Below are 22,995 nucleotides of genomic sequence, written 5' to 3' on the forward strand. Positions count from 1 at the left end.
GCTCCACGCTTAAACTTTCACAGATAGCACAGATAAATAATCAGCAATTGGCCCAATGACCAACACTGGCATGAATTGCAATAAGGTGAGAATCAACACGATCCCAATCAAGGTCAAAGCAAAAGTTGGGGATTCAATATGTAAAGAGCCTTTGCTTTCGGTTGCTTGTGGCTTAGTTGCCAAACTGACTGCAATCAACACAGGGATAATCAATACGCTATAACGACCTGCCAATAACGCGACACTGGCACTCAGATTCCACCACAAGGTATTATCAGCTAAGCCTTCAAAACCCGAACCATTGTTGGCATAGGCAGAGACATATTCATAAAACACCTGGCTAATGCCATGGAAAGCTGGATTTGAATTCCCTGTAAGGGATGGAAAGGCAATTGAGATCGCAGTCAAACCCAAAATCACCACAGGCTGTAACAAGATCACAAAAGCCAAAAGCTTGATTTCAGTGACTTCAATCTTGCGACCAAATAATTCAGGAGTACGACCTGTCATCAAGCCTGCGATGAATACTGCAAGGAATAGATAAATAAAGAACTGCAGTAGACCACAGCCGATCCCACCCCAAATGGCATTGATTAACATATTGCACAGTTCCACCAGTCCCGTCAGTGGCGAGGCGGAGTCATGCATCATATTGACTGAGCCGTTATTCACTTGGGTGGTCAAACTCCCCCACAGTGCCGATGCCTCTGTACCAAAGCGGACTTCCTTACCTTCCATCAATGCCGTGTTTGGAATCAAAGAAGACTTTTCAGCCCACAACGTTAATGAGGTTGAAGCCAATGACATGAGTAGCATGGTGCCAAAAATCATCCACATCAATTTCTTACGTTGGATAAAACGCCCCACCATAAACACCACAGACAATGGAATCAGCAAGATCGCGATCATCTCAATCACATTGGATAACGGCGTTGGATTTTCTAAAGGCACACTACTATTCGGACCATACCACCCCCCACCATTACTGCCTAACTGCTTAATTGCCACCATGGGTGCAACTGGACCGAGTGGAATATGCTGAGTTTTAACTTCTGCCGTTTGATCCAAAACTTGTACTGTTGGGCCAGCTGATAATGTTGCTGGAACACCTTGAAAAGTGAGTAACAAAGAAAAAATCAAGCCAAGCGGAATAAAGAATCGAAATAATGGACGAATAATATCCATCCAATAATTACCAAGATTGATGCGATCCCATATGTTTTGATCTGAACCCTCTTGTTGACCTGATTGCAAGAATAAAGCTCTCAACATCGCCACCAATAAGGCAAGTCCAATAATTGGCGACAAGTATTGCAATCCGACAATCACCGTCATTTGCGATAGATAAGACAGTTGGGCCTGTCCCGAATAATGTTGCTGGTTGGTATTGGTCAAGAATGAAATGGTGGTATGCAATGCCAAATCCCAGTTCATATTTGGAATATGATCAGGGTTCAGTGGTAACCATGCCTGAGTCATCAAAATGGTGACACTTGCACCCAGCAGCAAAATATTGCTGAGCACAAAAGCGACCAAATACTGCCGCCAGTTCATTCCTCTACGCTTGACGCCGAGCACAGCATAAATTGGTTGCTCAATCCATTTAAACAAAGCATCGCTTCTCATTGGCTTTGCCTGCATTACATCAGCTAGGTAAGTGCCAAGCGGATAAGCCAACAACAATGAAAAAACAAATACAGAAATAAATTCCCACATAGCACATGCCATTTAAAATAGGTCAGCTTTAGTATGGAAATTGAGAGCGTAAATTCTCTATATTGAAAAAAACGGTGGACGTAAATTTTACGTAAAATTATTCAATTCTAATTTGGGACGCTTAAAATTTTACCTAGAAATAAAATATGGAGAAATAAATCTCATTTTTTACAAAAAATCTTTGACCAAATAAAAATCTTTTTTTGGAAAAACGCAAAGAATATGAATTATCATTTTAAAATAATAATTTATATTTATCATTATTTTACAAATAAAAACACATATGTATATAAATTTTTTAAGATTTATTTTTATCCATTTTCATGTAAACACTAATACTGCATAGTTCATTTAGAACATTTACTCTTATTTTAATTATGGTATTTTTGTTACATGAAGTTATAGCCAATCACGATAGATAACTTTTTTGTTGTCAGATCATAGCTTCTTAACACTTAAGAATCTTGAAGTTCAAGGAAAGATTACAATGAAATTAAAACATCTTAGCACTGCCATGATCTTAGCAACGCTACCTGCAACTGGAGTTTTTGCAGCAGCGTTAGACCGTTCAGGTCAATCTATGTCTGCATTTTTACAACCGGGTAACTATTTTGAAGCTGGTCTTTCGGTTTTAGACCCAACGGTTAAAGGGCAAGAAGCGGGTACATCAGCAACTACACGTAAAATTGGGGATATGGGTGATGATTATTATTTCCCAAGCGCTGCATTAAAGCTTCAACTCACTGACAATATTTCTTTTGGTCTTCTTTATGACCAACCTTTTGGTGCTGATGCTCAATACACAGGCAATAACGTATTTGTATCAAATCCTGGTTCTGATACTGTTTTACCTGTTGAAAGAACAAATGCGTTAGTGCAAAAAAAAGTAAGTGACTACTTAACATCTCCAACTGGTCAGCAACAAATTGCTGGGCTTGTACAAGGTGGAATGACCCCAGCTCAAGCTCAGGCTGCAGTAACTCAAGGTTTCTTAAATAGCGCTCCAGTTAAAGCTTTACAAAAAGGCCTTGCTGATGCCAATGCATCTTTAGGTACAGGTAACACGGGTGTTGAAGTTGATACTCAAAATATTTCACTCGTTTTCGGTTACCAACCAATTAAAAATGTAAACCTTTACGCGGGTGGTGTCTACCAAACTGTAAAAGGCAATGTAAGCCTTCGTGGTACTGCTTATAGTATCTATAATGGTTACGATGCAGACATTAAAGAAACTGGCGGTGCAGGTTGGTTAGTCGGTGCAGCATATCAGATTCCTGAAATTGCATTAAAAGCCTCCGTAACTTACCGTTCTGAAATCGACCATAAAGTTAATATTAATGAAAAATTCGCAGTAACATCAGCATTAACAAGTAACCCTGCTGTTTTAGCTGGTTTACTAGGTATTTCTCCTGCAGAAGCGTTGGCTCAAGCACAAGCTCTAGAGGAAGGTAGTGCTGGTAAAAAAACTAAAATCACAACACCTCAATCTGTTAACTTAGATTTTCAAACAGGTATCATGGCGAATACGGTTGCATTTGCAAACGTTCGTTGGGTAAATTGGAAAGACTTTGCAATCCAACCATATAAATTTGGTTTATTGTCTAAACAAATTGGTGGCTTAGTCGGCCGTCCAAATGGCTTTAACCTAGTTGAATACTCTGATGACCAATGGTCTGTAAATGCGGGTGTTGGTCGTAAGCTCAACGATCAATGGGCAGGTAACGTTTCGGTAGGTTGGGATTCTGGTGCAGGTAACCCTGTAACGACACTGGGTCCAACAGAAGGTTACTGGAACGTTGGTCTAGGTGTTCAATATAGCCCTACCCCTGCAACATTCATTGCTGGTGGTGTGAAATACTTCTGGTTAGGTGATGCCAAAGCGCAAACTGGTGCTCAAGCTGGTGGCAATGAATACGTTGCGAAGTTTGAAGACAACAATGCAATCGCATACGGTTTGAAAATTGGTTATAAATTCTAATCAAATTTCATAATAAAAAAGGCCATCTGTAGATGGCCTTTTTTATATAGTTTTTATACATAAAATCAAAATAATAGCCCAATAAATACACATCTTTTTATATCTTTGACCACATTAATAGAAAACATGAATGCTCAAGCATTTTCCGTGACTTTATCAGTTCATTTATTGACATTTGTAAAATATTTAAGCGCATAAAAATTATGATACTTTTCGCGCCATTCTGTTACAAAGTGATTTGAGAGAACATATTAATGAAGCTGAATGCTATTCAAACGGCTCTTCTACTTAGCTTAATCCCAACAACGACAACATTTGCCGCAGCACTGGATCGCTCAGGCCAATCCATTGCTGCTTTTTTACAACCGAATAACTATTTTGAAGCGGGTATTACCGTTCTTGATCCCAATGTATCAGGTAAAGATATCTCGCAAAACAATACTGGGAATATGGCGAATCATTACTACTCGCCAAATGCTGCGCTAAAAATTCAAGCAACGGATCAATTCTCGATTGGTTTGATCTATGACCAACCTTATGGGGCGGATGCAGAATACACAGGTAAAAGCAACTTTATCGAAAGCCGCCCCTTACCTTTTAAAGGTGGTACATCGGTTACCGTTGATACTGAAAACTTAAATTTACTCTTTGGTTATCAACCAACACAAAACTGGAACCTCTATGCGGGTGCAGTTTATCAAACCTTAGACAGTACTGTGTTATTACGTGGTCAAAGCTATAGTGCCTACAGTGGTTATGATTTTAAAACTGGTAAAGATGAAGCAGTCGGCTGGTTAGCGGGTGTTGCCTATCAAATTCCTGAGATTGCACTCAAAGCGTCTTTAACTTACCGTGCCAAAATTAAACATGAAATGAATGCCTATGAAACGCATGGCATTGCAGGTATGACTGGCAATGCGGGTTTTGATGCAATTTTAAACAAAATTAATCATTCAGAAGGCACCACTGAAATCACGACCCCTCAATCGCTTAATCTTGATTTCCAAACAGGGATTATGGAAAACACAGTTGCCTTTGCGAATTTACGTTGGGTAAATTGGAAAGACTTTGCCATTCGTCCATATAAATTTGGTGCTGCTTCAACATTACCACCAATCGTTGCTTCAACTGGTAAAAAAGACGGTTTTGATCTGGTTGCATATACCGAAGATCAATACTCAATTACCGCAGGTGTTGGTCGTAAACTCAATGATCAATGGGCAGGTAATTTATCTGTAGGTTGGGACTCTGGTGCAGGTAATCCTGTGACCACATTGGGCCCAACTGAAGGCTATTGGAATGTCGGTATCGGTGTTCAATATAGCCCTACGCCTGCAACCTTTATTGCGGGTGGGGTGAAATATTTCTGGCTCGGTGATGCCAAAGCACAGTCAGGCTCACAATTCAATACACCTGGCTATGTAGCTGAATTTGAAAATAATGATGCGATTGCCTATGGTTTAAAGATTGGGTATAAATTCTAAGAAATCTCCCCTAACCCTGAGCCACGACTGAAGTGGCGAAAGGTAAAAAGGCCCCCCTCCTTTTCTAAAGGAGGGGGGGAGGATTGGTTATTCTGGAATATCACGTTGTGATACAGAACGAATCGCCTGTTTTAATGCTTCATAACCATGCAATGGTGGAAACTGTGGAAATTCTGCAATCACATTGGCTGGCGCATCAAATAAGAAACCATGATCTGCTTCACCCAACATTGTGGTGTCGTTATACGAATCACCTGCCGCAATAACTCGGAAGTTCAAACCATGTAATGCTTTTACTGCCTGACGCTTTTGATCAGGTTGACGTAATTTATACGCGGTGATCATGCCATTTTCATCAGTTTCAAGCTTATGACAGAAAATCGTTGGCCATCCCAGTTGTTTCATCAATGGGTGAGCAAACTCATAAAAAGTATCGGACAAAATAATCAATTGGAAATGAGTACGTACCCATTCAACAAATTCTTTCGCGCCTTCAAATGGCCCCATATCAGCAATCACGGCTTGAATATCATTTAAACCTAAACCATGTTGTTTTAAGATATTCAAACGTTGCGTCATCAGTACATCGTAATCTGGAATGTCACGCGTAGTCGCTTCGAGTTCTTTAATCCCTGTTTTTTTTGCAAAGTTAATCCAGATTTCTGGAACTAACACCCCTTCAAGATCTAGGCATACGATTTCCATGAATGCTTCCAATGTTGGTTAAAAATTGCTGTATCATAGCACTAAGATTATTCAATTTTTGCGCTGTTGTTGAATAAAATCATTTTATTCTGCAAGATTAAAATCAATGACAAGCACACTGCTTTGCTTCGAATGATTTACAATTGTGCCCAAGCCTATCGCCAGGAACATCCATGACTGTTATTCCGACTATTGACCTTGTAGATGCCCTCGCTGCTGAATATGCAGATAAATCGCCCCGAGAAATTTTAGAACTTGCGTTAAGCCAAGAAGGTGAAATCGCGATTTCATTTTCAGGCGCAGAAGATGTTGTTTTAATTGATATTGCCTCTCGTCTAGGTAAGCCCTTCCGTGTTTTTAGTTTGGATACGGGACGTTTACATGCAGAGACTTATCAATTTATTGAAACTGTCCGTAAGCACTATAAGATCGATATTGAAATTTGCTTCCCTGAGTCTACTGCTGTTCAGCAATTCGTGACTGAAAAAGGCTTGTTTAGCTTTTTTGAAGATGGACATCAGGAATGCTGTGGAATCCGTAAAGTACAACCTCTACGCAAGAAACTAGCGACCTTAGATGGATGGATTACTGGCCAACGTAAGGATCAGAGTCCAACTCGCAGTGAGGTGCCTGTGATTCAAGCTGATGCTGGTTTTTCTGGTGAAGGCAAGCAATTGATCAAATATAACCCGCTTGCAAATTGGAGCAGTGCGGATGTATGGAGTTATATCCGCATGATGGAAATTCCATATAACCTATTGCACGAACGCGGTTTTATTTCAATCGGTTGCGAACCATGCACACGTGCAGTGCTGCCAAATCAACATGAACGCGAAGGTCGTTGGTGGTGGGAAGAAGCCACGCATAAAGAATGTGGCTTGCATGCAGGTAACCTTAAAAAATAATCAATTACAGATTTGGTATATTAAAACCACTGATTCGTCAGTGGTTTTATTTTTCCTGACTCGCTTGTCTAAAGTCATATTTTAACCAGAACAAACAGTATATACTGCGCAGAACGGTTCCAATAATTCTAATAAGAGCTCCTAGAGAGTATCTTAGAAAAAATGCAATGAGAGGCTAGATCTGCTATGCGCCCACTACACCCCATTGATTTTATCTTTCTCTCGCTAGAGAAAAGACAACAGCCTATGCATGTAGGTGGATTGTTTTTATTCGAGCTTCCAGAGAATGCATCACCGACGTTTGTGCACGATCTAGTCAATGAAATTCGCCAATCAAAAAGTATTCCTGTCCCGCCATTTAACAATCAATTGAATGGTTTATTCTGGGGTGAAGACAGCGAATTTGATCTCGACCACCACTTCCGCCATATTGCACTGCCAAATCCTGGGCGTATCCGTGAATTACTGGTTTATATTTCACAACAGCATAGCTCTTTGATTGATCGCGCCAAACCACTTTGGACCTGTGACATTATTGAAGGCATTGAAGGCAACCGTTTTGCCATGTATTTCAAGATTCACCATGCCATGGTGGACGGCGTCGCAGGTATGCGTCTAATTGAAAAATCGCTTTCGCAAGACCCAAATGAAAAACATGTGGTGCCACTTTGGTGTGTAGAAGGTAAACGAACCAAACGTCTCAAAGCACCAAAGCCACCGACTGTGAGCAAAATTAAAGGGGTGATGGAAGGGATTAAATCTCAGCTTGAAGTTGCACCTAAAGTCATGCAGGAATTATCTCAAACTATTTTTAGAGAAATGGGCAAAAATCCAGACTATGTCTCTACCTTTCAAGCTCCTCCCTCGATTCTAAACCAACGAGTAAGTTCTTCACGCCGTTTTGCAGCACAATCGTTCGAGCTTGGCCGTTTCCGTCGTATTGCCAAATCACTGGGCGTTACACTGAATGATGTGATCTTAGCCGTTTGTTCTGGCGCTTTGCGCGAATACCTGCTCAGCCATAATAGTTTGCCGAAAAAACCGCTGATTGCGATGGTACCTGCATCACTGCGTACTGACGATTCAGATGTCAGCAACCGTATTACCATGATTTTGGCAAATCTAGCGACTCATATTGAAGACCCAATTGAGCGTTTAGAAATTATTCGCCGTAGCGTACAAAACTCAAAACAGCGTTTTAGTCGTATGACCGCCAATGAAATCTTGAACTATAGTGCGGTTGTGTATGGTCCAGCAGGCTTAAACATTGCGTCAGGTATGTTACCTAAGCGTCAAGCCTTTAACCTCGTGATTTCCAATGTCCCAGGGCCACGTGAGCCTTTATATTGGAATGGTGCAAAGTTAGATGCACTCTACCCTGCATCAATTGTAATGGATGGGCAAGCTCTAAATATCACCATGACCAGTTACTTGGATAAATTGGAAGTGGGCTTAATTGCATGTCGTAATGCATTACCAAAAATGCAAAACTTACTCACCCATTTGGAAGATGAAATTCAACGCTTTGAACAAGCAATTCAAGATTTACCACAAAAGATGGCGAATTAAGGATTGAGAAAAAATTAAGGGGCTTTCAGTGGCCCCTTATTTTTTGATTGTGCGGCAACGTTGTAGTAGTTGATGGCAGACTGAACGAATCATTGCCGTGGTAATCTGAACTTCTTTACCTTGGCTGTCTACCATATAACATGTATTTACAGGGTTACTGTCTAAAACATGCTTGAAACCGTGGTTCACTAATCTTTCACTCACATTCATCGTTATATACCTCATATTATTTGCTAAGGGACCCAAAAGTACCTATGGCTCATTTTATGGTTCTAGTATTTAAAATTCGTGATAGAAAGTAAAATTTCAGTTGTAACAAGGCTTAAGCGAAATCTTGTTACAACTTTAAGTTAAAATGATATCGTATTGCTCTTGCGTATATAGATTTTCCACTTGGAATTTAATCACTCGATTCACAAAATGTTCTAAATCCGCGACAGCTGGGGCTTCTGCTGTTAATAGGCGATCAATCACCGCTGGATGTGCAACGACAGTAAAGCCACCCTTGGAATCAAATGCACGGGCATAACGTAATATCTCTCGAAATATCTCGTAACATACTGTCTCTGCAGTCTTCACATATCCCCGTCCTTGGCAGGTTGGACATGATTCACAGAGCAAGTGTTCCAAAGATTCACGTGTACGTTTACGGGTCATTTCGACTAGACCAAGTTCAGAAACTTGAGTAATTTTAGTCTTGGCGTGATCGCGTTCCAACATACGATCAAACTGACGCATTACTTCTTCACGGTGCTCAGCTTCTTGCATGTCGATAAAATCAATAATGATAATTCCCCCCAAATTGCGCAGACGTAACTGCCTTGCAATCACTTGGGTGGCTTCCATATTGGTTTTAAATACCGTGTCTTCTAAACTGCGCCCACCGACATACGAACCAGTATTCACATCAATCGTGGTCATGGCTTCGGTCTGATCAATCATCAGATAACCACCAGACTTCAGTGCAACACGCGTCTGCAAGGCTTTCTGGATATCTTCTTCAACGTTATACAAGTCGAAAAGTGGCTTTTCACCCGGATAATGAATTAAACGGTTTTGAATGGTCGGCACAAATTCATCAACAAAGTCACTGAGCTTGGCATGAATCTCACGTGAATCGACATAAATCTTCGCGGTTTCATCACTGGCCAGATCACGTACGATACGTTGTGGCAGGGGTAATTCTTCAAAGATCAGTTCAGCCGTCGCAGCTTCTTTCTGCTTACGTTGAATAAATTCCCACAGCTTACTGAGATAGCACATGTCCTGTGCAATCGCAGCTTCGTCTACCCCTTCGGCGGCAGTGCGAACAATCACACTACCCGGTAAATTATGCTCAGCCTGAATATGCTCAATGATGCCACGTAAACGATCACGCTCTTCTTCTGATTCAATCCGTTGTGATACCCCAATATGGTTGCCATACGGCATCAATACCAGATAACGGGATGGAATGGAAAGATCAGTACTCAGACGTGCGCCTTTGGTTCCCAACATGTCTTTCATGACTTGGACGGTCAGCATCTGCCCTGGATGAAGCAGCTCAAAGACGTTGGGGGTTGGCTGCGAACGCGGCCACACCATATCGTTAATATGCAAAAAAGCGGTTCGAGACAAACCGATATCCACAAAGGCAGCCTGCATACCTGGCAGTACACGAACCACTTTACCCTTGTAGATATTACCCACTAACCCACGTTTTACGGTCCGCTCAACGAATAGTTCATTGACCGTACCATTTTCAATCAATGCCACACGACATTCCATCGGCGTGACGTTAATCAGCAACTCTTCTGCCATAACAAACTCAAAACTTTTATAAAAATTCTTATACCCGAAAGTGTCAGCGTAGTGCTTTAACCCTTTCTAATAACTGTGCTGTCTCATGCAAAGGCAAACCAACGACATTACTATAACTGCCTCGGATTTGCGGAATATACTGCGCTGCAATTCCCTGTATTGCATAAGCGCCCGCTTTGCCTATCGGCTCACCTGTAGCCCAATATTTTTCCATGTCTGCATGACTGAGTTGTTGTAACTCAACTTGCGTTCTTACCACAGTACTCAATATTTGAGTCGCAGTTGTGACACAAACTCCAGAATAGACATCGTGCCATTGTCCAGAAAGCATCGACCAGATGGCAAAGGCATGTTGCTTTGACTCTGGCTTACCCATAATCTGTCCAGCAAAACTTAAGCTGGTGTCTGCTGCAATCACAATTGCAGCAGGATATTTGTTTAAAACAACTTGCGCTTTATCTCGCGCTAAGCGTTCAACATATTGTTCAACGGTTTCCCCATTCTGCACCGCCTCGTCAACATCTGGACTATATATTTCAAAGTCTAGACCCAATTGCTGTAATAGCTCCCGCCGACGCGGCGAGCTGGATGCGAGAATTATATGCGCCATTTATGTAAACAATAATAAACCAGCGGCCATGCCAATACACTGGTCACAACCGGTTGCCAATGGCGCGCAATCGAAAAATGTGTACCTGCAATGGTCTGACTAATCCACAAAAATGTAATATGGGCAACGGTCGCAATCACGGTGATGACCCATGAATTGCCAAAGGTCAGAATACGACGTTCGCGGATCAAATAACGTATACCAAAAGTGATCAGTACGAAACTGAGCGCATTTAAGCCAAATGGAGCATCCAGCAGTAAATCGGCAAAAAGCCCCATACCGAAAGCAAACCAGACCCCGCACCAAACGGGTTGGTAAAGAATCCAAAAGAGCATGACCAGCAGCATAATTGATGGTCGCCATCCAGAAGCCTCATAGGCCATTGGATAAACCATCAATACTGAAGCAATCACGATGGATAGAATAATCATCCATAACGGATCTTTGCGTTTCTCATAATTGAGCTTAGCGATCGGCATACGGTTGCTCCTGCGCTAAGGATTCAGAGAAAAGCACCACTACATGATGACCACTGGCAAGTTGAGCCGCTGGTGTGACATCAATTTCAGCAAATTCACCTGAAGTATGACGACTCACTTTAGATACAGTTCCCACTAAATAACCCGCTGGAAAATGTTCGCCCAAACCTGAACTAAACACTTTGTCTCCAACCTGAATATTGGCACTGGTCGGTACATATTCCATCTTAAGCTGACCTAAATCACCTGTACCCGAAACAATCGCACGCATGCCAGTACGCTCTAAGCGCACAGACAATGAATGTTCTTTATCAGACAGTAGCATGATGCGGGCACTATGCGGATAGACATTAATGATCTGCCCCATGATTCCCTTATCATCCAGAACAGTTTGCCCTGTTCTTAAATGATCAACCGCACCACGGTTAATGATAATAATATGGCGCAATGGGTCTGCATCGGTTCCAATCACTTCGGCAATTTGCATACGACCATCAATAATCAATGGCGTATCCAACAGCCCTCTCAAACGGTTATTTTCCGCAGAAAGTTCTGAAAGCTTTTGTAGACGGACTTGTGCTTGAAGGAGTTCAGCTTGCATTGCGGTGTTTTCACGGCGCAACTGAGCTTCAGATTTGGTTTGTTGGTTAAGCCATTCTCGCGACAGTACAGGATAGCTTGCCAGCGCATAAATTGGATTATACGCGGCATACAAGACATCCCTTGCAGGTTGAATTACATAAGGCATGCGCCAATCAAAGAAAAGCACCACCAAGCATGTAATCACCGCAATGACAAATGAGCGAAAAGATGGCGGTTGTCTTGAAAAAAGATTCGGTTGCACCGCCTAGTCCTTATGATTTAACCAACGAAAAGCATGTCGTGGTTTGGATTGTCAAAGAACTCTAATACTTTACCGCCGCCACGAGTGACACAAGTTAAAGGATCATCTGCAACAATTACAGGTAAACCTGTTTCTTGCGCAAGTAATTTATCTAGGTTACGCAGTAATGCACCACCACCTGTCAACACAATACCACGCTCTGCAATATCCGAAGACAATTCAGGTGGCGTTTGTTCAAGTGCAGATTTTACAGCGCTGACAATGCTTTGTAACGGATCAGAAATCGCCTGCGTAATTTCATCAGAAGTCACTGTAATCGCGCGAGGTACACCCTCAGCCAAGTTACGACCGCGAACTTCGATCTCTAGGGTCTTGCCATCAGCAACAGCCATACCCACTTCTTTTTTAATGACTTCGGCTGTGGTTTCCCCGATCACACAACCGTGTGCTTTACGCACATAATTGATGATTTGCTCATCAAATACATCACCACCGATACGTAATGAATCAGCATATACGCAACCCTGTAATGAAATGATTGCAATTTCAGTGGTGCCACCACCAACATCAACCACCATCGAACCACATGCTTGCTCAACTGGCATACCTGCGCCAATTGCAGCCGCCATTGGCTCTTCGATTAAACGTACATCACGCGCACCTGCATTAAATACAGCTTCGCGAATCGCACGACGCTCAACCAATGTCGATTTACAAGGTACACAGACCACAACACGCGGTGCAGGCGGGAACAACCGCTTTTCATGCACTTTGCCAATGAACTGATTCAACATGGTCTCAGTGACTTCGAAATCAGCAATCACACCGTCTTTCATCGGACGAATTGCTGAAATATTCGCTGGTGTACGGCCTAACATTTGTTTAGCATCAATACCTACAGCGGCAACAATTTTTTGTGAACCACTATGGCGAATTGCCACAACAGTTGGTTCATTTAATATAATGCCACGGCCTGGTGCATAAATAAGTGTATTTGCAGTACCTAAATCAATGGCTAAATCCGGCGAAAACAAGCCAATTAGTCGTTTTAGAATCACGGGGGCGTTCTCAATTAAACTTTGTGTGAATACAAGGTGGCAACTTTAACTAAATGTGATGATTTGAACAAGTCAATCGCTTATTATAACGCACGATATTTTGAAATTTTTTAATACTGAATTAGGTAAAGTTATGTCTACATCATCAGATGCTCAGCAGACAACAGACTTAAATGCGCAAACGGTCTCGCAAATTGCACACCTTGCACGTTTATCTCTCAATGACACGCAATCTGCTGAATATGCTCAAAGTTTAAATAAAATCCTTGGCATGATGGAAAGCTTGAAAGGCATTAATACCGATGATGTTGAGCCTTTAAAGAGCCCATTTGACAACCCGCAACCGTTACGCGCTGACGTTGTGACTGAAAGCAACCATCGTGATGAATATCAAGCGGTCGCGCCTGCTACAGAAGCAGGTTTGTACCTCGTCCCTCGCGTAATTGAATAAGTTTTATTCGATTAGTCAATATTTTATATTTAGAATGTAAAGAAATTTTTCATATGACAGATTTACATCGCTTATCAATCCGTGAACTCTCTGAAGGCTTAAAAACAGCCCAATTTTCATCACGCGAATTGACTGAACATTATTTAAAGCGTATTGCCCAAATTGACCCGAAAGTAAAAAGTTATGTGACGGTTACCGCAGAACAGGCCCTTGCTGAAGCGAATGCAGCCGATGCGGCACTGAAAGCAGGCAATGCACACGCGCTGGCAGGTATTCCCCTTGCACACAAAGATATTTTTTGTACCCAAGGCATTAAAACCACTGCGGGTTCAAAAATGCTGGATAACTTCATTTCACCTTATGATGCAACTGTGGTTGCAAAAGCTAAAGCTGCGGGTCTCGTGACTTTAGGTAAGGTGAACATGGACGAATTCGCCATGGGTTCAACTTCTGAAAACTCTTATGTCGGTGCAACGTCTAACCCTTGGGCACTGGATCATGTTCCAGGTGGTTCATCAGGTGGTTCTGCAGCAGCCGTCGCGGCTGATCTCGCGCCGATCGCAACAGGAACTGATACAGGTGGCTCAATTCGTCAACCTGCTTCATTCTGCGGCTTAACGGGTTTAAAACCGACCTATGGTCGTGTGTCTCGCTTCGGTATGATTGCTTATGCATCATCACTCGATCAAGGCGGTCCAATGGCACGTTCTGCGGAAGACTGTGCTTATTTGATGAATGTGATTGCTGGTCATGATGCAAAAGACTCGACTTCAATCAACAAAGAAGTGGACGATTACGTTGCTAACCTGAATGGCACAGCGGTGAAAGGTTTACGCATTGGTATTCCAAAGCAATACTTCAATGTGGCAGGTTTAGATGCAGATGTAAAAGCACGTGTTGAAGAGTCATTGAAAAAGCTAGAGGAAATGGGCGCGATCTTGGTTGAGATTGATCTCAACATGACTGAAGCTTATGTTCCGACTTATTACTTGATTGCGCCTGCGGAAGCTTCTTCAAACCTGTCACGTTTTGACGGTGTACGCTATGGCTACCGTTGTGAAAACCCAGTGGACTTGATGGACTTGTACAAACGTTCACGTTCAGAAGGTTTTGGTGCAGAAGTACAACGTCGTATCTTGATCGGGACTTATGCCCTTTCTGCGGGTTACTACGATGCCTACTATGTCAAAGCACAAAAAGTACGTCGTTTGATTCAGCAAGATTTCCTCAAAGCATTTGAAAATGTCGACGTGATTGCTGCGCCATCTGCACCAACTACTGCTTACAAGATCGGTGCGAATCTCAGCCCGACTGAAATGTATTTAGGTGATATCTATACCCTTGCAGTGAACTTGGCAGGTCTGCCTGCGATCAACGCACCTGTTGGTTTTGATAAAGACAGCTTGCCTGTGGGCTTACAGTTGATTGGTAACTACTGGTCAGAATCACAATTGCTTTCGATTGTGCATCAATATCAACAAAACACAGACTGGCATACCAAACGTGCGGCAATTGCTGAGGAGAATGCATAATGACTGAAGCTCAAAAGTTAAAGCTAATTGACGGTTGGGAAGTTGTTATCGGGATCGAGATCCATACTCAGCTTGCCACCAAGTCTAAAATCTTCTCAGGTTCATCGACTGAATTTGGTCAAGACCCAAATACACAAGCCAGCCTTGTTGATTTGGCCATGCCGGGCGTATTGCCAGTATTGAACGCAGAAGTGGTTGATCTTGCAATTCGCTTTGGTTTGGGGATTGATGCCTATATCGACCAAGCCTCTGTGTTTGCACGTAAGAACTACTTCTACCCAGATTCGCCAAAAGGCTACCAGATCAGCCAGATGGACAATCCGATTGTGGGCTTGGGTCATATCGACATCCAGCTTGAAGATGGCACTGTGAAGCGTATTGGCGTAACGCGTGCCCATCTTGAAGAAGATGCAGGTAAATCGATTCATGACCAGTTCGAAGGTATGTCGGGTATCGACTTAAACCGTGCGGGTACGCCATTGCTTGAAATCGTATCTGAGCCAGATATGCGTTCGGTTGAAGAAGCAGTTGCCTATATCAAATCGATTCACACGCTCGTGCGTTGGTTAGGTATTTCTGACGGCAATATGGCAGAAGGTTCTTTCCGTGCCGACTGTAACGTATCGTTGCGTCGTCCGGGTCAACCTTTTGGTACGCGTTGCGAGTTGAAAAACCTCAACTCATTCCGTTTCATTGAGCAAGCGATCAATGTTGAAATTGAACGCCAAATGGAAATCTTGGAATACGGCGGCGAAATTGATCAGGAAACCCGTTTGTTCGATCCGAACAAGATGGAAACCCGTTCAATGCGTTCGAAAGAAGAAGCGAACGACTATCGCTACTTCCCAGATCCAGATTTATTGCCTGTGATCATTGCTGACGAGCAGATCGAAGCGGCACGTGCTGCCCTTCCAGAACTGCCTAAAGCGCGCCGTGCACGCTTTATTGCTGACTTTGCTGTGACTGAGTACGATGCACATGTATTGACGATGTCACGCGAAATGGCGGACTTCTACGAAGCGGTTGTGGCTGCTGCTGGCGGTGCGAAGCAAGGTAAAGTTTCTGCAAACTGGGTGATGGGTGAATTCTCGGGTGCTTTAAACAAAGCAGGCTTAGAATTGGCAGACTCTCCTGTTTCTGCTGAGCAATTGGGCGGCATGATCGCGCGTATTGTCGACAATACTATTAACGGTAAAATTGCGAAGCAAGTGTTTGGCTTTATGTGGGAAGCAGAAGGAAAATCTGCGGATGACATCATTGCCGAAAAAGGCTTGAAGCAAGAAACCGATACCGGTGCGATTGAAGCGATTATCAAAAACGTGCTTGCAGCCAATGAAAAAATGGTCGAAGAGTACAAGTCAGGTAAAGAAAAAGCCTTTAACGGTCTCGTGGGTCAAGTCATGAAAGCTGCAAAAGGTAAAGCCAACCCAGCTCAAGTGAATGAATTAATGAAGAAATTGATTGGTTGATAATTGACTAATTAAATTCATTTATGCGATAAAAACCCTACCTTATGTGGGGTTTTTATTTTTTGAGAGAATAATGGCTTTAAAAACAATTTTTAATGTTTCAGAAGAAAAAACTGCAAAATTAGCAGTTCTAATTGATGCAGATAATGCTTCAGCAAAAGATATTGAAAATATTCTTAGTGAACTCACCAAATATGGAGAAGCTACGGTTAAACGAATTTATGGAAACTTCGTAAATCAAAATGGAAGTTGGAAACAAGCCATCAATAGTTTAGCCATCAAACCAATGCAACAATTTGCTTACACTACAGGTAAAAATGCAACTGATGGTTTTATGATTATTGATGCAATGGATTTGCTCTATACAGGAAGATTTGACGGTTTTTGTTTAGTATCAAGCGATAGTGATTTTACTGCTCTCGCAATTCGCATTAAAGAGCAAGGAGCAACTGTTTATGGCTTTGGTAAAAAACAAACACCTGAAGCCTTCAGAAATGCCTGTTCACACTTCACTTATGTTGAAAACTTAAGCAATTATGAAGAACCTTCAATTAAGGAAATAACAACTCCAGAAATCAAAGAAGTAAAAAAAGAAACTGTTATTAAAGAATTAGCAAAACAAGAAATAAAAACCGAACTACCTTCTACTCTACCAATACATATTATTAAGCAAGTTTTTGATAACCATGACAGTGAATGGATTAGTGTTGCCTCCCTAGGCTCACAATGGAAACTCTTGCAAGTAGACTTTGATCCTCGTACATATGGATACAAAAAATTAGGGGATTTAGTTAAAGGTTTTCCACAAATATTCCTCACTGAGGAAAGGCTCAGTAATGAGCATAAAAATTTATATGTAAAACTCAGATAAATGATTTCAATGATCATGTGATAAAAGCTGCAAAAGGTAAAGCCAACCCAGCTCAAGTGAATGAATTAATGAAAAAATTGATTAGTTAAATTGATGTAACCTTATAAAGAAAACCTGCTTTATAGTGGGTTTTTTGGTTTTTTGGTTTTTTGGTTTTTTGGTTTTTTGGTTTTTTGGTTTTTTGGTTTTTTGGTTTTTATAGGATAAAATATTCACACAATAAATTTTTAAACTAAAACAGACATGATCCTTCAACTTATGAGAAATAGATTACTGTTGAGTACCTGTTTACTTTTAATCAGCACTTCTAATTTTGCACAAACACCCCAAATTCCTAAAGCCGATGCTGAGGCCATTTTTAAAGCGGCAGGTTTTAAAAAAACTAAATATGGTTGGGAAGGTAACTGCGATATCGGTGAAATCACCACATATCAAGACTTAAATGGTGATGGACTAAAAGATGCCATCATTTCAGATGCTGATTCAACATGCTATGGCCGAGAAATGGTTGGTTACCACCTCATCTCCCAACAGAAAAAAGGGAGATGGAAAATGATTGTCGAAAATCGAGGCACTCCAACTTTCCTAAAAACTACAGGTAAAGATGGTTGGCCAGATCTTATTAATGAGGGCTCTGGTTTTTGCTTTGCCGTATTCCGTTGGGATGGTCAAGAATATAAGGTTCATCGTTATGAATATGAAGGCAAGGCTTGTTCATTGCGATAAATAAATATCCAAGAAAATAAAAAAATCCCTCATGAACGAGGGATATGATTTAATTTATTAACGTAAAAGCGTGACTAACTTATTTAAATCAATGCATTGAAATGTATCAAAATCAATCAATAAAAACGCTTGGCAAAACCACCTTCAATTCAGCAAACTTATAATCCTGAATATTTCGAGTGACAATCATCGTACAACCAAAACTCAAAGCAGCAAAATGCTGAATAGCATCTTCAAAATCAGTAAATTTAGAATCTAAAGCTCTAGTAATGCCAATATGATCAACAGGAATAATGACAAAAAATTTTAGAAGCTGCTTTATAAATATACGAGCCTTCTCATCCCCACCTAACTTACGCAAAATATAGTAAATATTGGCAACGCTATTGGATGAAATACAGCCTGTAAAAGTTCTATTTTCACACAAGGCCAAAACAGACTGACTCGCCTCAACAAAAGGCTGACGCGCTAAAGCGACATCTAAAATCACATCTGAATCAATAAAAATACGCTCACTCATAGATGCTTTTCCACACGTGCATCTGCGAGTAATTCTTTATAATCCTGCCCGTTATCTTGCTCAGCAAACATTCCAGTTAAATGCTCTGTAATTGGAGCGTGAAGCTCATTCGTTCTACTCGCTTGAGCTGAGATACGGTCTAAATAAGCCTCTACCAAGCTAGAAACACTTTGCTGATGCTGTTGGGCATAATGTTTTGCTCGTTCAATCACATTTTTATCAATAGACAATGTTAATTTTGCTTGCATAAGTTTCTCCCTATACGTATTAACTATTTAATTATACGTATAGGTCATTTTTTAGCAATTCTTTTTGGTCAATAGAGAAAACTCAAACTCTTACTGCCCTCTTAACACACCCAACTTATTCCAAATATCAGGTGTTAAAAAAGTCGTGACCAATTTATTCAAATCAATATAACGCAAGGTACCTTGCAACTGCTGTCTGACCGCTGGATCTTTAACAATATCCTGCCCTGCACTCTGACCTAACTGTTGGAAAGCCTGTCCAACTGCTTGAATTCCTTCAGCCTGAATCACTGCTTTGGTTTGTGTCGAACACTGCTCCACAATCACACGCTGTAACACCTGAGCCAACTTCTGATCCAACTGGGTTTTCTGCTCAGGCGTAACATTACTAAAAGACTTTAAATCAGGATGTGCTGCCAAAGCGCTAAAAGTCCATTGCAAAACCGTAGTCTTATCCGCTGCCGTCGTGGCTTTCACTAAACAATCACTCAATTGATCGACCGTTGGCCCTGCCATCGCCACTTGGGTTGTACCCAACACAGCCGCAGCCATCAGCACAGAACGACTTAAATGAGAAAATTTACGGCGGGCAGAAGTATAAACACGAGACATAAGCACAGTTCCAAATTGCAATCTTCCCCTTTGTACCATGCTCTGTCGAGATCATCTGTTATGACGCTGTAAATTGCGTAAGTCCACGCCCTTAAAGCTTTGGCAAAATGTAAAAGCGTTCATAGTTGTAAATTCTCAGCCTGCACCTTCATAATCCCATTCTTCTGGAATATTCGGCTGCTCAGGTGCTTTATTTAAATCAATATTCAGGTTACGGCTGCCCTTAAATGATTTCTCACCCGAATCTGATGCGGGTGACACATCCAGACTATAGCGGTAACGGAATTGCCAAAGCATCGGCTTGATCGGACGAATATCTAGGCTCAAACTATCTTCATCATGGCACTTACCCTTAGAGTTTTCATAATCCTGTTCAGAAAAACAAGCTCGAATCATACGGCTAAAATTAAAAGGATAGTTTTCAATAAAGCGATACGTTTTACCTGCATCCTTTAACTCATAAAAGCTGGCCCGCTCAATTCCTGCCCCACCACCTGAATACATTTCTGAAAAAGTATCAATCACCGCAACGGCATAACGGTTTTGATCCATTGGAAACAATTTAGGAAAAATATATTGGCTAGATCGTGCCATTTCTTCCGTAGCCGCCAACTGAATACGCCACTGCTTTAACAATTTAAAACCTGTGCTCGATGTCGCAAACTGGGCAATATTTCCCTCAGATAATAACCATAAGGTTTGATCTGGTGTTTTCAAACTCTGCCATTGTGTTCGCTGCTGACACAGCTCTTTGACTTGTTCACAGAGTTGCGTCTGTTCCGTTGCACTCAGTTGCCCCTTTTTAAAGTCTAGAATCTGTAAAGGTGCAGCAAAAACAGATGCACTAAAATAGGCGGATGCGCCTATTAAAATCATTCTACCTCAACCCATCTTATATTTAAGCATTGTGTTTCCTTAGGCTATTTTTATATTCACAATATTATTTGACGATTGCTTCAATCTGATCAAGATCCCACACTCCACCTGCGGCAAGGCCTCGACACATCCCTGTCCAGCGATCTAGCGTATGTACAAACTTCTGCCCATCCCAGACCCATTCATCACTCGACCAGCAATCACCAATACCACGCCCTTTCTGCGAACTGCTGAGAATCCCATTATAAAACTCAGAAGAATGTTCCGTCACAAAAGTGGCTTTATTCGTCAGTGACTCATCCAATACCCATGCACCATAACCTTCGTTATATGCACCTCGCCAACATAACGTGACGGCCAAGACCTTTTTATTGGTTAGTTTGTAGAGATCAATCGCTTGAGGTGCTGTTTGATTGCCGTCATAAACTCCTTCACAGAACCCTTCTTTTTTAGGCACTGGCTGATTCGCCATCAAGTTTTGATAGAGTGCAGCATAGCGCTTGTCAGTTGGTCGCAATGTCAGATAAGGCTTACTGGATGTTTTGATCTGCTTGACAGTAAATTTAGGTTGAGCGGCCAATACCTTGGACTCATCTGCCTTGCCCTTTTTAATTAAAGCACCCATTGTACCAATACGCTTTTGAAAATCATCCATTTTCAACAATGCCGCTGTCATACCTGTGTCAGAGATTTGCCAATGTACATTGGCATTTTTAAACACGATTTCGGTCTTTTTCTTGGATTGCTGTAATAAGGCATTGACTTGATTTGTTGAGAGTTGCCCCATCAGTGGGAATTCTGTTCCATCGAAGGACACTTGCCCAAAGTCTTTGCCATTCACATAAAAATGAAGATTTTTAAGCTTTGCTGCTGGCATAGAAGGTTGTTCAAAACGAGCCAATGCAAATTCAACCTGTACAGGCTGTCGTGCACCTGCCTGACGGGTCAATAACAGCGATGCAGGTTCATCATCGCTATATTCATTGTAATAACCTGCTGCTCGGCAAGTACCTGTATTGCTACAGTAAATTTCCCAATCTTCATGCGAGAATGAAATGCCTTTAATATCTTGGGCCAAGGCACTAGAACTCAAAACAACAAGGGAACAGGCTGAAAAAATCTTTTTCATAAGACTTGTGCTCTAGGCCGTCTAATTTCAATACTATTATTTTAATCATTATGAATACTGACATGATTACTCATACTATATACGTTTTAACGCTACAGATTAAGCAACTTTACCAAAAAACAAACAAACACAAGCAACTGTTTTTCAAATAAATTTTAATTTTTTTCTTTAAAAAGAATTCAACCACCAATGCAATAGGAGTTGTAATACAGAGCAACATTCTAAGCATCATATACCCAATCAAAAGGAGAACATCACTCACAATGAAATTAGCATCCTCTCTATTGAATTGAATAAATAATATAGAGACTAGAACGCTAGAGAAAATGATAGCAATAAATGCTCTAAGAGAATAATTTTTAATAAATTTAGTAAAAAAGAAAAAAATATTCGCAATAAAAATAACTGACAAAGTAAAAGCTAAAACATAGTCTACAATAATATGTCTATGAAAATAATCATAAGAATAAGCAAAACCGATGATCAGTTGTAAATTGAGTAATCCCCACCCTAGATAGCTTGACTTTCTCATTTATAAAATACAAATAGATAAGATAAATTCCACATCAAATTTAGATTAATTATCTATTTTAGATATCCTAAGTTCTCTTAAATCAAATATACATCCATTTACAACAACTTTATCTTAAAATTATAAGAGAATGGCAATCATTTTAGCTTTAAGAATTCATCGCAAAAACCACTAACTGCATTTGTTTTATTTTTTAATCCACCTTCTTTAACAATGATCCCATTGGCATTCGTGTATACATTGATCATACAAGTATAGTAGGTTGGAGTGTTATAACCAACATCTCTGTATTGATCTTGATAAATAGGAGCTGCTGCTACCCCATTTCCACCTTGAGTCATACCAACCATTCCAGTGCCGACATATTCTGTTCCTGTCTTTACAAATTTATCTCGAGCATATTTCTGGATTGTCCATGTATGCATATAGGTTTTTTCACTGGCAGAAATATCCCAAATAGAACTCTCTGGTTGTCCAATTTATGCGACGAGTTCATTCAAAGGATGCCCAATTTTATTCTTTAGCAAAGTATTAGTTTTATGATCTCCATAGGACGTACAACCAACAAATAGAAAACTGACAAAACATAAAAATAGATTTTCTCGTAAGTTCAACATACACCTCCAACACTTTAGCTTTCGTTATTTTTCCTTTGCTAAGACTCAATTGTAAAAACTTGGTTGATTCTTAGCATTGGACGCACGAAGCGCACCCACTCATTCCAAATACGGCAAGAACTAAGATTACTTTAAAAATTGATTTCATATTCATAGTCATTTCTTCTGGGTAACTAAGCTCATTAATAATTGTATTTCCTTCATCTGAATTCATACTAATTATTGACTTAAATTTAATATTTATTTTAGTTAAAATAATAAAAA

General features: G+C 40.9%; 23 protein-coding genes and 1 pseudogene. 10 read left to right on the top strand and 14 right to left on the bottom strand.

From position 1 onward, the window contains the following. Positions 1-9 precede the first annotated feature (9 nt). Positions 10-1,716, bottom strand: a complete 1,707-nt coding sequence (gene kdpA / locus F993_RS17915) for a potassium-transporting ATPase subunit KdpA (RefSeq protein WP_032812334.1) — start codon at positions 1,714-1,716, stop codon at positions 10-12. Positions 1,717-2,203: 487 nt separating this feature from the next. On the opposite strand from kdpA, the gene F993_RS17910 reads away from it, so the two are divergent. Further along, a complete protein-coding gene (locus F993_RS17910; RefSeq protein ID WP_004652297.1) occupies positions 2,204-3,694 on the top strand; it encodes an outer membrane protein transport protein in 1,491 nt (496 codons plus the stop codon). 254 nt (positions 3,695-3,948) lie between these two features. Then, on the top strand, positions 3,949-5,178 hold the full coding sequence (locus F993_RS17905; protein ID WP_004652298.1) for an OmpP1/FadL family transporter: 1,230 nt from the start codon (positions 3,949-3,951) through the stop codon (positions 5,176-5,178). An 87-nt stretch (positions 5,179-5,265) separates the two neighbouring features. Here F993_RS17905 and thrH read toward each other — a convergent pair whose 3' ends face one another. Continuing rightward, the gene (gene thrH, locus F993_RS17900) at positions 5,266-5,883 is read right to left on the bottom strand and encodes a bifunctional phosphoserine phosphatase/homoserine phosphotransferase ThrH (RefSeq protein ID WP_004652299.1); all 618 of its coding nucleotides are present in this window, start codon (positions 5,881-5,883) and stop codon (positions 5,266-5,268) included. A gap of 173 nt (positions 5,884-6,056) precedes the next feature. On the opposite strand from thrH, the gene F993_RS17895 reads away from it, so the two are divergent. Beyond that, positions 6,057-6,788, top strand: a complete 732-nt coding sequence (locus F993_RS17895) for a phosphoadenylyl-sulfate reductase (RefSeq protein ID WP_004652300.1) — start codon at positions 6,057-6,059, stop codon at positions 6,786-6,788. A gap of 186 nt (positions 6,789-6,974) precedes the next feature. Further along, a complete protein-coding gene (locus F993_RS17890; protein ID WP_004652301.1) occupies positions 6,975-8,357 on the top strand; it encodes a WS/DGAT/MGAT family O-acyltransferase in 1,383 nt (460 codons plus the stop codon). Between the two features lie 36 nt (positions 8,358-8,393). Here F993_RS17890 and F993_RS20320 read toward each other — a convergent pair whose 3' ends face one another. From F993_RS20320 to F993_RS17865, 6 genes are all read right to left on the bottom strand, one after another. Continuing rightward, positions 8,394-8,567, bottom strand: a complete 174-nt coding sequence (locus tag F993_RS20320; RefSeq protein ID WP_004652303.1) for a PA1571 family protein — start codon at positions 8,565-8,567, stop codon at positions 8,394-8,396. Between the two features lie 135 nt (positions 8,568-8,702). Continuing rightward, positions 8,703-10,157: a ribonuclease G gene (gene rng, locus F993_RS17885; RefSeq protein WP_004652304.1), complete on the bottom strand. Its 1,455-nt coding sequence runs from the start codon at positions 10,155-10,157 to the stop codon at positions 8,703-8,705. 43 nt (positions 10,158-10,200) lie between these two features. Continuing rightward, positions 10,201-10,767 (bottom strand): Maf-like protein, encoded by a 567-nt coding sequence (locus F993_RS17880; RefSeq protein WP_004652305.1) that lies wholly within the window; start codon positions 10,765-10,767, stop codon positions 10,201-10,203. Further along, positions 10,755-11,246 carry a rod shape-determining protein MreD gene (mreD, locus tag F993_RS17875; RefSeq protein ID WP_004652306.1) on the bottom strand — a complete coding sequence of 164 codons (492 nt, stop codon included), beginning with the start codon at positions 11,244-11,246 and terminating at the stop codon, positions 10,755-10,757. The genes F993_RS17880 and mreD overlap by 13 nt, the downstream gene beginning before the upstream one ends. Then, positions 11,233-12,090, bottom strand: a complete 858-nt coding sequence (gene mreC, locus F993_RS17870) for a rod shape-determining protein MreC (RefSeq protein WP_004652307.1) — start codon at positions 12,088-12,090, stop codon at positions 11,233-11,235. Before mreC ends, mreD begins: the two co-directional genes overlap by 14 nt. 17 nt (positions 12,091-12,107) lie before the next feature. Then, positions 12,108-13,148 (bottom strand): rod shape-determining protein, encoded by a 1,041-nt coding sequence (locus F993_RS17865; protein ID WP_004652309.1) that lies wholly within the window; start codon positions 13,146-13,148, stop codon positions 12,108-12,110. 133 nt (positions 13,149-13,281) lie between these two features. Here F993_RS17865 and gatC point away from each other — a divergent pair, with 133 nt between their 5' ends. The 6 genes and pseudogenes from gatC to F993_RS17840 all read left to right on the top strand — a co-directional run bounded on the left by gatC (position 13,282) and on the right by F993_RS17840 (position 18,197). After that, entirely contained in the window at positions 13,282-13,599 is a 318-nt protein-coding gene (gene gatC, locus F993_RS17860; protein WP_004652310.1) for an Asp-tRNA(Asn)/Glu-tRNA(Gln) amidotransferase subunit GatC, read from the top strand. A 53-nt stretch (positions 13,600-13,652) separates the two neighbouring features. Continuing rightward, positions 13,653-15,131 (top strand): Asp-tRNA(Asn)/Glu-tRNA(Gln) amidotransferase subunit GatA, encoded by a 1,479-nt coding sequence (gene gatA / locus F993_RS17855; RefSeq protein ID WP_004652311.1) that lies wholly within the window; start codon positions 13,653-13,655, stop codon positions 15,129-15,131. Beyond that, the gene (gatB, locus tag F993_RS17850; protein WP_004652312.1) at positions 15,131-16,600 is read left to right on the top strand and encodes an Asp-tRNA(Asn)/Glu-tRNA(Gln) amidotransferase subunit GatB; all 1,470 of its coding nucleotides are present in this window, start codon (positions 15,131-15,133) and stop codon (positions 16,598-16,600) included. The genes gatA and gatB overlap by 1 nt, the downstream gene beginning before the upstream one ends. Positions 16,601-16,673: 73 nt before the next feature. After that, complete coding sequence (locus F993_RS17845) at positions 16,674-17,471, top strand: NYN domain-containing protein (RefSeq protein WP_004652313.1); 798 nt, start codon at positions 16,674-16,676, stop codon at positions 17,469-17,471. 17 nt (positions 17,472-17,488) lie between these two features. Continuing rightward, positions 17,489-17,560 (top strand): annotated as a pseudogene (locus F993_RS20875) (hypothetical protein); the annotation flags it as partial. 154 nt (positions 17,561-17,714) lie between these two features. After that, the gene (locus F993_RS17840) at positions 17,715-18,197 is read left to right on the top strand and encodes a hypothetical protein (RefSeq protein ID WP_004652315.1); all 483 of its coding nucleotides are present in this window, start codon (positions 17,715-17,717) and stop codon (positions 18,195-18,197) included. A 112-nt stretch (positions 18,198-18,309) separates the two neighbouring features. On the opposite strand, the gene F993_RS17835 is transcribed toward F993_RS17840, so the two are convergent. From F993_RS17835 to F993_RS0119520, 6 genes are all read right to left on the bottom strand, one after another. Further along, a complete protein-coding gene (locus F993_RS17835) occupies positions 18,310-18,717 on the bottom strand; it encodes a PIN domain-containing protein (protein WP_004652316.1) in 408 nt (135 codons plus the stop codon). Beyond that, complete coding sequence (locus F993_RS17830) at positions 18,714-18,965, bottom strand: DUF6364 family protein (protein WP_004652317.1); 252 nt, start codon at positions 18,963-18,965, stop codon at positions 18,714-18,716. The genes F993_RS17835 and F993_RS17830 overlap by 4 nt, the downstream gene beginning before the upstream one ends. A 90-nt stretch (positions 18,966-19,055) precedes the next feature. Then, the gene (locus F993_RS17825) at positions 19,056-19,577 is read right to left on the bottom strand and encodes a hypothetical protein (RefSeq protein WP_004652318.1); all 522 of its coding nucleotides are present in this window, start codon (positions 19,575-19,577) and stop codon (positions 19,056-19,058) included. Between the two features lie 135 nt (positions 19,578-19,712). Further along, positions 19,713-20,453 (bottom strand): hypothetical protein, encoded by a 741-nt coding sequence (locus F993_RS17820; RefSeq protein ID WP_004652320.1) that lies wholly within the window; start codon positions 20,451-20,453, stop codon positions 19,713-19,715. A gap of 64 nt (positions 20,454-20,517) precedes the next feature. Beyond that, positions 20,518-21,582, bottom strand: coding sequence for a DUF1176 domain-containing protein (locus F993_RS17815; RefSeq protein WP_004652321.1), 1,065 nt, complete (start codon positions 21,580-21,582; stop codon positions 20,518-20,520). A gap of 669 nt (positions 21,583-22,251) precedes the next feature. Continuing rightward, entirely contained in the window at positions 22,252-22,539 is a 288-nt protein-coding gene (locus tag F993_RS0119520) for a hypothetical protein (protein ID WP_004652323.1), read from the bottom strand. Between the last annotated feature and the right edge of the window lie 456 nt (positions 22,540-22,995).

Source organism: Acinetobacter proteolyticus (assembly GCF_000367945.1).
GTDB classification, from domain to species: Bacteria; Pseudomonadota; Gammaproteobacteria; order Pseudomonadales; family Moraxellaceae; genus Acinetobacter; species Acinetobacter proteolyticus.

Bases quoted from the DNA above. Each gene is read 5' to 3' on its own strand.
- F993_RS17895 (WP_004652300.1), top strand. From the start codon at position 6,057: ATGACTGTTATTCCGACTATTGACCTTGTAGATGCCCTCGCTGCTGAA.
- F993_RS17845 (WP_004652313.1), top strand. From the start codon at position 16,674: ATGGCTTTAAAAACAATTTTTAATGTTTCAGAAGAAAAAACTGCAAAA.
- thrH (WP_004652299.1), bottom strand. From the start codon at position 5,883: ATGGAAATCGTATGCCTAGATCTTGAAGGGGTGTTAGTTCCAGAAATC.
- F993_RS17910 (WP_004652297.1), top strand. From the start codon at position 2,204: ATGAAATTAAAACATCTTAGCACTGCCATGATCTTAGCAACGCTACCT.
- mreD (WP_004652306.1), bottom strand. From the start codon at position 11,246: ATGCCGATCGCTAAGCTCAATTATGAGAAACGCAAAGATCCGTTATGG.
- F993_RS20320 (WP_004652303.1), bottom strand. From the start codon at position 8,567: ATGAATGTGAGTGAAAGATTAGTGAACCACGGTTTCAAGCATGTTTTA.
- kdpA (WP_032812334.1), bottom strand. From the start codon at position 1,716: ATGTGGGAATTTATTTCTGTATTTGTTTTTTCATTGTTGTTGGCTTAT.
- F993_RS17905 (WP_004652298.1), top strand. From the start codon at position 3,949: ATGAAGCTGAATGCTATTCAAACGGCTCTTCTACTTAGCTTAATCCCA.
- gatC (WP_004652310.1), top strand. From the start codon at position 13,282: ATGTCTACATCATCAGATGCTCAGCAGACAACAGACTTAAATGCGCAA.
- F993_RS17880 (WP_004652305.1), bottom strand. From the start codon at position 10,767: ATGGCGCATATAATTCTCGCATCCAGCTCGCCGCGTCGGCGGGAGCTA.
- F993_RS17830 (WP_004652317.1), bottom strand. From the start codon at position 18,965: ATGCAAGCAAAATTAACATTGTCTATTGATAAAAATGTGATTGAACGA.
- F993_RS17825 (WP_004652318.1), bottom strand. From the start codon at position 19,577: ATGTCTCGTGTTTATACTTCTGCCCGCCGTAAATTTTCTCATTTAAGT.
- F993_RS17840 (WP_004652315.1), top strand. From the start codon at position 17,715: ATGATCCTTCAACTTATGAGAAATAGATTACTGTTGAGTACCTGTTTA.
- F993_RS17815 (WP_004652321.1), bottom strand. From the start codon at position 21,582: ATGAAAAAGATTTTTTCAGCCTGTTCCCTTGTTGTTTTGAGTTCTAGT.
- F993_RS17820 (WP_004652320.1), bottom strand. From the start codon at position 20,453: ATGATTTTAATAGGCGCATCCGCCTATTTTAGTGCATCTGTTTTTGCT.
- rng (WP_004652304.1), bottom strand. From the start codon at position 10,157: ATGGCAGAAGAGTTGCTGATTAACGTCACGCCGATGGAATGTCGTGTG.
- F993_RS17890 (WP_004652301.1), top strand. From the start codon at position 6,975: ATGCGCCCACTACACCCCATTGATTTTATCTTTCTCTCGCTAGAGAAA.
- gatA (WP_004652311.1), top strand. From the start codon at position 13,653: ATGACAGATTTACATCGCTTATCAATCCGTGAACTCTCTGAAGGCTTA.
- F993_RS0119520 (WP_004652323.1), bottom strand. From the start codon at position 22,539: ATGCATACATGGACAATCCAGAAATATGCTCGAGATAAATTTGTAAAG.
- F993_RS17835 (WP_004652316.1), bottom strand. From the start codon at position 18,717: ATGAGTGAGCGTATTTTTATTGATTCAGATGTGATTTTAGATGTCGCT.
- gatB (WP_004652312.1), top strand. From the start codon at position 15,131: ATGACTGAAGCTCAAAAGTTAAAGCTAATTGACGGTTGGGAAGTTGTT.